The sequence below is a fragment of the Pseudomonas sp. M5A4_2d genome (assembly GCF_053345295.1).
Map to the genome: position 1 here is coordinate 33,781 of NZ_JBKEZW010000017.1, position 12,959 is coordinate 46,739.

Genomic DNA, 12,959 nt, shown 5'->3' on the forward strand with positions numbered 1-12,959 from the left:
CAATCTTTAACGCCATTCACAGGGAGTTGTATGCGCAAGGATTACCTGGCGTTTTTTGTTTCGCTGTTCCTGTCGCGGCTGGCTGACCAGATTCTATTGTTTATCGTGCCATTGATCGTGTTCCAGACCACCCAGAGTGTTTCATGGGCGGGGCTGGCATTCTTTGTCGAATCACTGCCGCGTTACCTGGCGTTCCCGGTGTGCGGCGCCTTGTGCGACAAGTTTTCACCCGTGCGCATTCTGCATATCAGCCAGGTTTACCGGGCGCTGGCGTGCGTGGTGGCAGTGGCGCTGTACGGGGTGTTCGACGGTATTTACTGGCTGGTAATCCTGTCTGCGCTGTGCGGCGTGTTGACCACCCAGGGCATCATGGCGCGGGAAGTGGTCATGCCGCATATCTTCAAGCACTACACCTACGCCAAAACGTTGTCCTACTCGCAAATCGCCGACCAGAGCGGCCTGGTATTGGGGCCGCTGGTAGCGGCACTGATGCTGGAAGTCTGGCGCTGGCATTGGGTCGTCATCGGGATTGCCGGGCTGTTTGTGCTGGCGGACCTGGCGATGCGGGTGTGGCAGCGCAACACCACGGTGAATTTAGAGCGTCATGAACAGCATCGCGATATATGGCTGCACCCCCTGCGCGTCGCATTCGGGCATATCTGCAACCTGGTGGAATTGAAGCGCATCATCACGTTGGCAGTGGGTGTGAACCTGATCATCGGTGTGACGCTGGCGACTTCGGCGGCGATGGTCACCGGCCAGTTTGCAGCGGGCAAGGATGCCTATGCCTTGCTGCAGGCGGCGGGCGCTGTGGTGACGATCGGCATTCTGTTTTACCTGGCACGCGCCACACTGCCGTTGAAGGTAGTGGGTGGGCTGTCGTATTCGATGATTGCCGTGGGCGCGTTGATCACGGCCATCAGCCCCGGGGTTGGGGCCTACACGGTTGGTTTCCTGCTGGTCACCGGCTTCGACAAGATGTTCAACGTGTACCTGCGCAGCACCCGTCAGCGGGTGATTCCGGTACAGGACTTTGGCAAGACGGTGGGCGTTATCACATTATTGAACAACCTGGCCCAGCCGCTGGCGGGCCTGGCGATTGCCGTGCTGGCCGCACCTTTGGGCACGCAGACGGTGATCCTGCTGTTAGCCGGCATCACCGCACTGATTGGCGTGGCCGTGGCCTCAGGCTGGCACGCCACTGTGAAAGCGGAACTCGACGTCGGGTGATTCGATGAGCGCCCGCTCGGCAGCCCTTACCCGCTCAATCACCTGAGCGATGTCCTTGGCGTCACCGTACTGGTACGCCAGCTTCAGGTAACCCTGAAAGTGCCGCGCTTCGCTTTTGAGCAAACCGAAATAGAACTTGCCGAGTTCGTCGTCCAAATGCGGCACCAACGCTTCGAAACGCTCGCAACTGCGCGCTTCGATAAAGGCGCCGACCACCAGCGTATCCACCAGCTTGACCGGCTCGTGGCTGCGCACCACTTTGCGCAAACCCGAGGCATAACGGCCGGCGTGCAGTTGGCGCAGCTCGATCTTGCGCTTTTTGATCAGGCGCATCACTTGTTCGTGGTGCACCAGTTCTTCGCGGGCCAGGCGCGACATCATAGTGATCAGGTCAACATGGGCGTGGTACTTGGCGATCAGGCTCAAGGCGGTACTGGCAGCTTTGAATTCGCAGTTCTTGTGGTCGATCAGCAGGGTTTCCTGATCGGCCAACGCGGCCTGGACCCAGGCGTCGGGGGTGCGGCAGCCGAGGAATTCGTGGATTTCGGGCAGGTTCATCGGGCTCACGGGCAAAAGGATCACAAAAGGGCGCCGATTATACCGACCCCGCTGCAGACCACCAGCCGCAGGCTTTGATGTGCATCAACATGACGTCTGGCGGGCAGCAACTATAGTTGTCCCAGGCCCCTCTTCTTCCGTCTCTGGAGATCCGTCCATGCAAGCCATCCGCAGCATCCTCGTGGTCATCGAGCCCGAGCATTCGGAAAGCCTGGCCCTCAAGCGCGCCAAGTTGATCGCCGGGGTAACCGGCGCGCACCTGCATTTGCTGGTCTGCGACAAAAAACACGAGCACTCGGCGATGCTGAGCCTGCTCAAGTCCGGCTTGCACGAAGACGGCTACAGCGTGACCACCGAGCAAGCGTGGAATGACAGCCTGCACGAAACCATCATCGATGTGCAGCAGGCCGAGGGCTGTGGCCTGGTGATCAAGCAACACTTCGCGGACAGCCCGCTGAAAAAGGCCCTGCTGACGCCGGCGGACTGGAAATTGCTGCGCTACTGCCCCAGCCCGGTGCTGCTGGTGAAAACGTCAACGCCCTGGGCCGACAAGGTCGTGCTGGCGGCAATTGATGTGGGCAACCGTGACAGCGAACACCAGGCGTTGCACAACACCATCATCGACCATGGCTTCGACATTGCACGGCTGGCCAAGGCACAATTGCACGTGATCAGCGCCCACCCGTCGCCGATGTTGTCGGCGGCAGATCCCACATTCCAGCTCAAGGAAACCATTGAGGCGCGCTATCGCGAGCAGTGCAAGGCGTTCCAGGCCGAGTTCGACGTGGATGACGCGCACCTGCATATCGAAGAAGGCCCGGCCGATGTATTGATCCCACATGCTGCACATGCCTTGCAGGCGGCGGTGACCATCATCGGCACCGTGGCGCGCACGGGTATTTCCGGGGCGTTGATCGGCAATACGGCGGAAGTGGTGCTGGATGCGGTGGAAGGCGATGTGCTGGTGCTCAAGCCGCAGGAGCTGATGGATCACCTGGAGGAGCTGGCGAACAAAGCCTGAGACAAATCCTTCAGACAATGAGGCGCCCTTGTGGGAGCTGGTTTGCCTGCGACAGCCATAGGTATCTACACATTTTTTTACGGGTTGAGTGCTGTGGTTGTTGGGGGGGGGGCGCTGAGTACATATCCGTTGTTTGGGTCACGGCTGACATGGGTTCCGCCCTTACGGCGGGTCACTTTTGGAAAAGAGCCCCAAAAGTAACCAAAAGGGCTCTTGCCCCACCACTCGGCACCTCGCCTAGGCTCGGTGTGCCCTCACGCAGGCTTTGGACCGTGGGCCGCCGCCATGGGCCATCCTTGGCCCATCGCGGCTAAACCGGCGTCCTGCCGGTTTACCCACGCTCCAAAGCCTGCGTTCGGCCAGCGTGGTTGACGGGGCGCCTAAGATCAAAATCAAAAACAGATCAAGATCAAGATCAAAAGCAGAGCACGGCGGCCTAGTAGCCGACCTGAGTGGTTAGATCAAAAGCAAAACCGAGGCGGCCTGACAGCCGACCTGATCTTGGAAGCTGAACCTAATCAAATGTGGGAGCTGGCTTGTCGGACCGCCGAACCGCTGCGATAGCATCAACTCGGTGTACTTGGTGGACCGAGGTGTCCGCATCGCAGGCAAGCCAGCTCCCACAGAAAAGCAGTTCTGCTTCTGCTGTGCTTCTGCTGTGCTTCTGCTGTGCTTCTGCTGTGCTTCTGCTGTGCTTTTGCCCTGCTTTTGCTTCAACCACTCAGGTCGGCTTTCAGGCCGCCGTGCCCTGCTTTTGATCTGCTTTTGATTTTGATCTGACAGGCCCCGTTAACCACGCTGGCCGAACGCAGGCTTGAATCCGTGGGTAACCCGGCAGGACGCCGGGTTAGCCGCACTGGGCCAAGGATGGCCCATTGCGGCGGCCCACGGATTCAAGCCGGAGTGAGGGCATGCCGAGCCTGGGCGAGGCACCGAGTGGTGGGGCAAAGACCTTTTGGTTACTTTTGGGGCGTTTGCCAAAAGTGACCCGCCGTAAGGGCGGAACCCTAAGCCGCCGTTACCGCAGCAACGGATATGTACTCAATCTACCTAAACTCCTCACAGGCTCAGAGCAACATAAAGAATTGCGTAGCTACCTATGCTGCGATAGCGATAGATCAGTCAACGTTGTGTCGCCTGGCAGACAGCCATCGCAGGCAAGCCAGCTGCCACATTGACCTCTGCCGTCAGTGTCCCAGCGCGTCTTTCAAAAACCCCGGCGCGATATAACGCTGATAATGCGCCTCGGACAGGATAAAAAACTCCCGGTCGATGGCATCACGCAACTCCGGCAACGCCCAGTCACGAAACTCCGGCAACAGCACCATGCCATAGGCTTCCAGGTTGGAAATCACCCGTGCGCCACGGGCGATCAACTGGTAGGCCCAGCAGTACTCGGACTGGTGCGGCACGAAGCGAATCTTGCGCTGCTCCAGTTGCCCGCGCAGCATCTTGGGGTCGAAGACTTCCAGTTTACCGGCCATTACCAGCACCAGCAGTTGCTCGAGCCTGAGCCAGACTGCGCGTTTTTCTTCTTCGTTATAGCCATTCCACTGGATGACTTCATGGTGGAAGCGCTTGCAGCCACGGCACACGAGATCGCCGTACACCGTGGAGCACAGGCCGACGCAAGGGGTCTTGATGGTTTGGTTGGGCATGGGTAACGACACGCAAATCAGCGAAACAATGCGCCATGTTAGCCCTTTGTCTAAGATTCATCACCCAGCAAACTTGGTTAGGCAACTTACCTTTAGATTTTTTTTGCCGTAGAATCATCCGGCCTTGTAAGGCGCCAATAATCCGCTGGAAGCTGTTTTCAAAGCGTCACGAGCACAGTCGTTCCTTCAGAACGGTGTTGGCGTGGATTTGACCCGGTAGGTCAGAGCCCGCGCCAACCCTCATCAGCTCCGTTCTGCAGGCGTAAAACTTTGAAAGCAGCTTCTGTGAGGAATGCCGGCAGCGCTGGCTTTGCGGCCCAAAAAGCCCCCGAGCGCATGCGTGCCGTTCATTTCTGGATGAGCGTCCCGTGGGACCACTGATGAGGGTAATAACTGTGCTTGAAGCCTACCGCAAACATATCGAAGAGCGCGCAGCACTGGGTATCGTTCCCCAGCCGCTTAACGCCGAACAAACCGCAGGCCTGGTCGAGCTGCTGAAAAATCCTCCGGCTGGCGAAGAAGAATTCCTCGTTGACCTGATCACCAACCGCATTCCACCAGGCGTTGACGAAGCTGCCTACGTCAAGGCCGGTTTCCTGTCTGCCCTGGCCAAGGGCGAAGCCACTTCCCCCCTGATCGACAAGAAACGCGCTGTTGAACTGCTTGGCACCATGCAAGGCGGCTACAACATCGTGACGTTGGTCGAGTTGCTGGACGACGCCACGCTTGCACCGGTAGCTGCCGCCCAACTCAAGCACACCCTGCTGATGTTCGATGCGTTCCACGACGTGGCTGAAAAAGCCAAGAACGGCAACGAACACGCCAAAGCCGTAATCCAGTCCTGGGCCGACGGCGAGTGGTTCAAGAACCGCCCGACCCTGGCCGACAAGATCAGCCTGCGCGTGTTCAAGGTGACTGGCGAAACCAACACCGACGACCTGTCCCCGGCGCCTGATGCCTGGTCCCGTCCAGACATCCCGTTGCACGCTCTGGCCATGCTGAAAATGGCCCGTGAAGGCATCGTGCCGGACGAGCAAGGCAAGACCGGCCCGATGAAGCAGATCGAAGAGATGCGCGGCCAGGGCTTCCCGATCGCCTACGTCGGTGACGTGGTCGGTACCGGTTCGTCCCGTAAGTCGGCGACCAACTCCGTACTGTGGTTCTTCGGTGACGACGTTCCTTACGTGCCGAACAAGCGTGCCGGCGGTTTCTGCTTCGGCAGCAAGATCGCTCCAATCTTCTACAACACCATGGAAGATGCGGGCGCACTGCCAATCGAATTCGACGTTACCAACATGAATATGGGCGACGTGATCGACCTGTACCCGCATGCTGGCAAAGTCTGCAAACACGGCACTGACGAAGTCCTGACCACCTTCGAAATGAAGACCCCGGTGCTGTTGGACGAAGTGCGTGCCGGTGGCCGTATCCCGTTGATCATCGGCCGTGGCCTGACCGAGAAGGCTCGCACCGAACTCGGCCTGCCGCCTTCGACCCTGTTCAAGCTGCCGGAAGCGCCGGCTGAAAGCGACAAGGGCTTCACCCTGGCGCAGAAAATGGTCGGCCGTGCATGCGGTCTGGCAGAAGGCAAAGGCGTTCGTCCTGGCACCTACTGCGAACCGAAGATGACCACCGTAGGTTCCCAGGACACCACCGGTCCTATGACCCGTGACGAACTGAAAGACCTGGCGTGCCTGGGCTTCTCGACCGATCTGGTAATGCAGTCGTTCTGCCATACCGCGGCCTACCCAAAGCCGATCGACGTGACCACCCACCACACCCTGCCTGACTTCATCATGACCCGTGGCGGTGTATCGCTGCGTCCAGGCGACGGTATCATCCACAGCTGGCTGAACCGCATGCTGCTGCCGGACACCGTCGGCACCGGTGGTGACTCCCACACCCGTTTCCCGATGGGCATCTCGTTCCCGGCCGGTTCGGGCCTGGTGGCGTTCGCTGCAGCCACTGGCGTTATGCCACTGGACATGCCGGAATCGATCCTGGTGCGCTTCAAAGGCAAAATGCAACCTGGCATCACCCTGCGTGACCTGGTTCACGCCATTCCTTACTACGCGATCCAGGCTGGCCTGCTGACCGTAGAGAAGAAAGGCAAGAAGAACGCCTTCTCCGGCCGCATCCTGGAGATCGAAGGCCTGAACGACCTGACGCTGGAACAGGCTTTCGAGCTGTCCGACGCTTCGGCTGAACGTTCGGCTGCCGGTTGCACCATCAAGCTGTCGAAAGACTCCGTCACCGAGTACCTGAACTCCAACATCACCCTGCTGCGCTGGATGATCGGCGAAGGCTACGGCGATGCACGTACCCTGGAACGTCGCGCCCAAGCGATGGAAGCCTGGGTTGCCAACCCGGAGCTGATGGAAGCCGATGCCGACGCGGAATACGCCGAAATCATCGAAATCGACCTGGCCGAAATCAACGAGCCGATTCTCTGCGCGCCAAACGACCCGGACGATGCTCGTCTGTTGTCCAGCGTTGCCGGCGAGAAGATCGACGAAGTGTTCATCGGTTCGTGCATGACCAACATCGGTCACTTCCGCGCTGCCGGTAAGTTGCTGGAACAGGTCAAGGGTCAGCTGCCAACCCGTCTGTGGCTGTCGCCGCCGACCAAGATGGACGCTCACCAACTGACCGAGGAAGGCTACTACGGCATCTACGGCAAGGCTGGCGCGCGCATGGAAATGCCGGGCTGCTCGCTGTGCATGGGTAACCAGGCACGTGTAGAGCCGAACTCGACGGTTGTGTCGACGTCGACCCGTAACTTCCCGAACCGTCTGGGTGATGGCGCAAACGTCTACCTGGCTTCGGCTGAGCTGGCGGCTGTAGCTTCCACGCTGGGTCGCCTGCCGACCGTCGAAGAGTACATGGGCTACGCGGCCAAACTGGACACCATGGCCAGTGACGTTTACCGCTACCTGAACTTCGACCAGATCGCCGAGTTCCGTAAAATCGCAGCAAGCGCCAACATCCCGGTGATTCAAGCCTAAGGTGTGTTGACGTAAAGGACGCCGCGTATCGAAAGATGCGCGGCGTTTTTTTATGCCTGTGAATTGACGCTCAGCGCAAGCTGTACTGCGTCGTCAACGCTCAAGCCGCTGAGCAATACCTGTGGCGCCGAGGCTTCAGGCAACGCCTGCAACACCTCGCGGGCCTCATGCCGCACGCGCGCCAGTACCAGGCGCTTGCCCTCCCCCCGCACTTGCGCGAAAAAAGCTGCCAGCGCTTCGATACTGGTGCCGTCGAGGTCAGGGGACTCTTCCAGGCTCAGCACCACGGCCTCGGCCTGCGATTGACGCATCAGGCGCAACGCCGCGCCGAGGACGCGTTCGGCATTGGCGAAAAACAGCGCTTCGTTGGGCCGTACGATCAACACGCCAGGTACGTCCAGCGCATCGGCATGGTGCTGGCGATCGACAAAGTCGTGACTGTCAGCCAAACGCCCAAGCACCTGAATATCTGCCGACGACATCTGGCGCAACATCAACACCACACTGATCGCCACGGACACCAGCAGCCCGTCCAGTACGCCCAGCAACAGCACGGCCGCCACGGCACAGATCACCAGCAAACGGTCACGCCGCCATAGGAAGTAGCGCCCCAAAGGTTGCAGGCTCAAGCCGCGACCCAGCGCATAGATGACAATGGCGGCGAGCACCGGCTCCGGGGTCAGCGCTACATACGGCAGCACCGTCAACACGATCACCAACACCACCAGCGCGGCAACGATGCCTGCCAGCCGCGAGCCGGCGCCAGCGGCTTCATTGGCCGACGTCGCCGAATAGCCTGCGCCGGCCGGCATGCCGTGGAACAATCCCGAGATCAGGTTAGCCGCACCCAACGCGAGCAAATCGCGATTGGATGAGACCCGATCGCCGTGTTTAAGCGCGAACGAACTGATGGAGCCGTAGGATTCCGCATACAGGATCATGACCAGGGCAAACGCCAATTCGCCCAGGCGCAACCAGTCCGCGAACGGCAGGACCGGGAAGTGGCCCAATTCCAGCCGCAGGTCGATCAGGCCGATCAACGCTACGCCGTGGGCCTGTAGATCCAGGTACTGCCCGGCGCCGATACCGAGGACCACCACCAACAATCCGCCTGGCAGGCGCGGTATTCGCGCGCACAGCCACAACACGACCAACGCAGCCGCCGCAACCAACGCAGCCGGCCAATTCCAACGGGGCAGTTGCTCCAGCAACTGCGGCAGGAAGCGGATCAGGTTGTTGTCGACCAGGTGCACGCCCACCACGCTGGCCAACTGCTTGAGGATGATGGTCAGCGCCAGGCCGAAGGCAAAGCCACGCAACACCGGCTTGGCGATAAACGACGTTACACCGCCCAGCTTGAACAACCCGGCCAACAGGAAAAGCACCCCGGTGATCAACACCAGCCCAAACGCCAGGGACAGCCTCAGCGCCGGGTCATCGCCCGCCAGACTGGACGTGGCCGCCGCCAACACCGCCGCAGAAGATGACGTCGCCGAGACAATCGCAAAGCGACTGGTGCCGAACAGGCCGTAACACACCAGCCCGGCAAACAAGGCAATCACACCGGCCTGGGGCGGCAGCGCGGCAATGCTCGAATACGCCACGGCCTCCGGCAGCAGCAAACCGGCAATGGATAACCCGGCGAGGATGTCCTGGGTACGATTGGGCGGTGCAACAACAGGCGTTTCGGTTTCAGTTTTCAATCGGCCCAACCCATCCTGGCAAATAACGCGCTTCCTGGCTGCGCGCCAGGACCATGACCTTGCTCAACAACTTGGGGTTTGGCTGGCTGGCCACGTCGCTGCCAATGCGGCTGCGCAAGAAATCCGCCCACAGAAACTCGCTGAATGGCGTCGCGTCCTTGGCGTAACCGCCGGCCGTGCGCAACATGCCCGCCAGGCTGCGGTAAGGGTCGTCCTGCAAATCGGTAATCTTGCGCGGAATGGCTTCGTAGGTACGCCGCAAACCACGCGCATCGTAAGGGTGCACCCATTGATTGAACGCCATGACGTTCCAGAACGTGCTGCGGTCCACAAATGACAGGTCCTTGAGCATCAACAAGGACACACTCTTGACGCCCTCCAGCATCAGCGCCAACCCGAAGTGGTGATGATCGGTGATGTAATAGCGCTCGTCCGGGCCGAGCACGCAAGGAAACCAGTGCTTGTCGAGCGCGGCGGCGCGCTCCTTGCGCTTGAGTTTGGTCCAGGCTTCGCGCTTGGTGGCGACTTCAGCCAGGCCCACTGTCAATTGAGTGGGGTGCAGTTTTTCCAGCTTGCCTGTAACCAGTTGCGGACGGGGCCGGGCCATGGGCGTCTCCAAAAAGGGAACCAATAAGCCGACAGCTTAGCCCTCATTGATTGGCCAGTTTTTTCAGCGCGAAAAAAAAGCCGATTCGCGCTGTGCGCGAATCGGCCTTGGTGCGTGCAGCCTGCCGTCAGGACAGCAGCGAATAGATCAACGCAGTAATCGCAACCAAGCCTACCGCCGTGACAAACACGTTGGACGCCTGCCCACGGTATTTGGCCATGGCCGGCACTTTACGGATCGCGTACATCGGCATCAGGAACAGGATCGACGCGATGATCGGGCCGCCCAGCGTCTCGATCATGCCCAGGATACTCGGGTTAAGCGTGGCGACGATCCAGCACACCACCAGCATGAACGCAGCTGTCATGCGGTCCAGCACCTTGGCTGCCGGACGGCGACCGGTTTTAAGCACCAGGCCCTTGAGGCCTTCGCTGGCACCGATGTAGTGGCCCAGGAACGACTTGGCAATCGCCACGAACGCAATCAACGGTGCGGCGAAGGCGATGGTCGGGTTGTCGAAGTGGTTGGCCAGGTACGACAGGATCGACAGGTTCTGCGCTTTCGCTTCGGCCAACTGCGCCGGCGACAGGGTCAGCACGCAGCTGAACACGAAGAACAGCACCATCACCACCATCAACAGGTGCGCACGGGACAGGATCTGCGAACTGCGCTCATCGGCGTTGGCGCCGTACTGGCGCTTCTGGTCAACCGCGAAGGCCGAGATGATCGGCGAATGGTTGAACGAGAACACCATCACCGGAATCGCCAGCCACAGCGTGCTGAGCAACGCCGACGGCGCCGGCACCTCACTGGCGGTGCTGAGAATGCCGCCGGTCCAATGCGGGATCAGGTACACCGCCAGGAACAGCAAGGCGACGATAAACGGATAGACCATCAGGCTCATGGCCTTGACGATCACTTGTTCGCCGCAACGCACCACGGCCAACAGCCCGAGAATCAGCACAAATGCCAGGATCGCGCGCGGCGGCGGCAGGATGTGCAGTTGGTGTTCCATAAAGCTACTGACGGTGTTGGTCAGCGCCACGCTATAGATCAGCAGGATCGGGAAGATGGCGAAGAAGTACAACAAGGTGATCAACGCACCGGCTTTGACACCGAAATGTTCTTCAACCACGTCGGTAATGTCGGAACCTTCGCGGCCGGACAGTACGAAACGGGTTAGCCCACGGTGGGCAAAGAATGTCATCGGGAATGCCAGCAGCGCCAGGATCACCAGTGGCCAAAAGCCCCCCAGGCCCGCGTTGATCGGCAAAAACAAAGTACCGGCGCCGATGGCGGTGCCGAACAGCCCAAGCATCCAGGTGGTGTCCTGGCGGCTCCAGCTTGTGAGGGTTGCAGGTGTCGTTGCATAGCGTTCGTCGACGCTATTGGCCTGATCATTCATCCGGTCGGATCTCCGCATTTTCACGGCCGGGGCGAGTCAGAAAAACCTGACAGGCAGCGCCCCGACCACAATAGGGGCGCGATTGTCCGGGATTCTTGTGAATAAGCAAAGACTTAGCAGAGGAATGGTTAGGCACGGCAGCCGTTCACAGACAGCATTGGCTGCGGTTTGTGAACACTGAGGAGTCGCGTAAACACTGCACATCAACAGCGCACATCCCTTTAGGAATTCGAGCTTTTCAAGAAATACCCTACAGCACGACAAGACACTGCCTGCATCTAAATTATATTTTCACTAAAACACCACTTTAACTGTTACAGGAACATTCATAGCCATTGAGCAATCTCGGCCACCCACACTAATATCCCCACGCACTGGAGGTAAACACTGACTAAACTCCCAGGAGTTAAACATGCGAAGACTCACTCTTGTATTGGCCGGCCTGCTTATGGCTGGGATATTCAACCCATCCAAAAGTTACGCACAACAAGCGGAGCCTGAACGGGATATCCGTGCGCTGGCGTCCTCCCCTCAATGGTTGACCACCAAGGTCTATATCGAAGGGGACCCGGAAAAAGACGTCAAGGCAAACTACCCCGGCGTAGTGGGCATATCAATGTGGGACCCTCAGCGAAACCGCTATGAGTTCTTTTATACCGATACCGGGCGATCAAAATACGCGGATGGCGGTGGCGGGTATTTCCTGGTCACGGGCGACAGGAAAACCCACATTCTGGTGCCTGACGCTGGACCTACCAGAACCGTTGTCAGACGGCTGGAAAAGCTGGATAGCAGCGAGTTCACCTATTCTCGAGAAGTACCTCGCGACATGGTAGCCAATCAGCCAACGGTTCGAATTTATGTGGTGCACGCCCCTTACAACGGCCCCATAAAGACAGCCATGTCGAACTAAGCGAACTCAAACACTGCATTAGAATGCCACGTTGACTCGGCATACCCACCGCAATGTTATTGGCGCGCACTGCCCTCACTTGGCTATATGAGCACGCCTTTCTATAAAAAAAGCAAGGTACCGACACATGAACATACTCACTCCTCGTACGTCACTGTTAATACCTGCACTGCTCGCGATTATCCTGCTGCCAGGCGTGGTCACCGCGCAGGCCGGCGCAAGTTCCAGCGCAAAAGATATTACCGCCACAGCCGACAACGCCGTTATGTTGACCGTATTTCTTAAACACGATCAGTCACGGCCGTTAAGTGCGTTGAAAGCCCAACTGGCCAAGCAGGAGTTTCACAAAGTATTTCCGCCTGCCGGCGTGGAAGTCGTGAGTTGGAATATCACCATGGGCATCGGACAAGTCATCGTCCTGCGCCTTCCGGCATCGCGCCTGGCTGAGGTCAATTTAGCGATCGAAAACACTGCCTGGGGCGTTTACAAGACGGAATTCTTCCCCACCTATGATTTCATGCCGATAGCACAGGCAGAGCAAATCAAGGCGCGGCAGGCTGGCGCGGCTCAATAGGGACACCTCGCGGCTGAACGGTATGGCGTCACCCTCGCTCGCACGATACGCAGCAGCAGGTTTGTCAGACGAGTTCCTTGAGGCCGTTCATTACACCCAGCGCCCCGACCACAACAGGGGCGCGATTGTCCGGGATTCTTGTGAATAAGCAAAGACTTAGCAGAGGAATGGTTAGGCACGACAGCCGTTCAAAGATGGCAATGGCGGCGATTTTTAAGCGCGCGTCGGATTTGGCACCGTCTCGCAGGATACTTGGCATAAAGAGCGAGACTGAATCAGCAAGGT

The 12,959-nt window shown here is 59.0% G+C and carries 10 protein-coding genes; 5 read left to right on the forward strand and 5 right to left on the reverse strand.

What is annotated here, in order from left to right:
- Positions 1 to 30: 30 nt before the first annotated feature.
- Positions 31 to 1,230: an MFS transporter gene (locus ACLBW8_RS27345; RefSeq protein WP_447806785.1), complete on the forward strand. Its 1,200-nt coding sequence runs from the start codon at positions 31 to 33 to the stop codon at positions 1,228 to 1,230.
- Here the strand turns inward: ACLBW8_RS27345 and miaE are convergent.
- Positions 1,186 to 1,788, reverse strand: coding sequence for a tRNA isopentenyl-2-thiomethyl-A-37 hydroxylase MiaE (gene miaE, locus ACLBW8_RS27350; protein WP_447806786.1), 603 nt, complete (start codon positions 1,786 to 1,788; stop codon positions 1,186 to 1,188). The two genes, ACLBW8_RS27345 and miaE, sit on opposite strands and share 45 nt — an antisense overlap.
- Positions 1,789 to 1,945: 157 nt before the next feature.
- Here miaE and ACLBW8_RS27355 point away from each other — a divergent pair, with 157 nt between their 5' ends.
- Complete coding sequence (locus ACLBW8_RS27355; RefSeq protein ID WP_221294930.1) at positions 1,946 to 2,809, forward strand: universal stress protein; 864 nt, start codon at positions 1,946 to 1,948, stop codon at positions 2,807 to 2,809.
- Positions 2,810 to 3,996: 1,187 nt separating this feature from the next.
- Here ACLBW8_RS27355 and ACLBW8_RS27360 read toward each other — a convergent pair.
- Entirely contained in the window at positions 3,997 to 4,467 is a 471-nt protein-coding gene (locus ACLBW8_RS27360) for a DUF1289 domain-containing protein (RefSeq protein ID WP_064452676.1), read from the reverse strand.
- Positions 4,468 to 4,862: 395 nt separating this feature from the next.
- Between ACLBW8_RS27360 and acnB the strand changes: the two genes are divergently transcribed.
- Complete coding sequence (acnB, locus tag ACLBW8_RS27365) at positions 4,863 to 7,472, forward strand: bifunctional aconitate hydratase 2/2-methylisocitrate dehydratase (RefSeq protein WP_064452677.1); 2,610 nt, start codon at positions 4,863 to 4,865, stop codon at positions 7,470 to 7,472.
- 50 nt (positions 7,473 to 7,522) lie between these two features.
- On the opposite strand, the gene ACLBW8_RS27370 is transcribed toward acnB, so the two are convergent.
- The 3 genes from ACLBW8_RS27370 to ACLBW8_RS27380 form a co-directional block, all read right to left on the reverse strand.
- Positions 7,523 to 9,175, reverse strand: coding sequence for a SulP family inorganic anion transporter (locus ACLBW8_RS27370; protein ID WP_064452678.1), 1,653 nt, complete (start codon positions 9,173 to 9,175; stop codon positions 7,523 to 7,525).
- Positions 9,165 to 9,782: a ParB-like protein gene (locus ACLBW8_RS27375; RefSeq protein ID WP_221294932.1), complete on the reverse strand. Its 618-nt coding sequence runs from the start codon at positions 9,780 to 9,782 to the stop codon at positions 9,165 to 9,167. Before ACLBW8_RS27375 ends, ACLBW8_RS27370 begins: the two co-directional genes overlap by 11 nt.
- A gap of 127 nt (positions 9,783 to 9,909) precedes the next feature.
- Entirely contained in the window at positions 9,910 to 11,187 is a 1,278-nt protein-coding gene (locus ACLBW8_RS27380) for a serine/threonine transporter (RefSeq protein WP_447806787.1), read from the reverse strand.
- 412 nt (positions 11,188 to 11,599) lie between these two features.
- Here ACLBW8_RS27380 and ACLBW8_RS27385 point away from each other — a divergent pair, with 412 nt between their 5' ends.
- Positions 11,600 to 12,100 carry a DUF4822 domain-containing protein gene (locus ACLBW8_RS27385; protein WP_447806788.1) on the forward strand — a complete coding sequence of 167 codons (501 nt, stop codon included), beginning with the start codon at positions 11,600 to 11,602 and terminating at the stop codon, positions 12,098 to 12,100.
- 127 nt (positions 12,101 to 12,227) lie between these two features.
- On the forward strand, positions 12,228 to 12,674 hold the full coding sequence (locus ACLBW8_RS27390) for a hypothetical protein (protein WP_447806789.1): 447 nt from the start codon (positions 12,228 to 12,230) through the stop codon (positions 12,672 to 12,674).
- Positions 12,675 to 12,959: the final 285 nt, after the last annotated feature.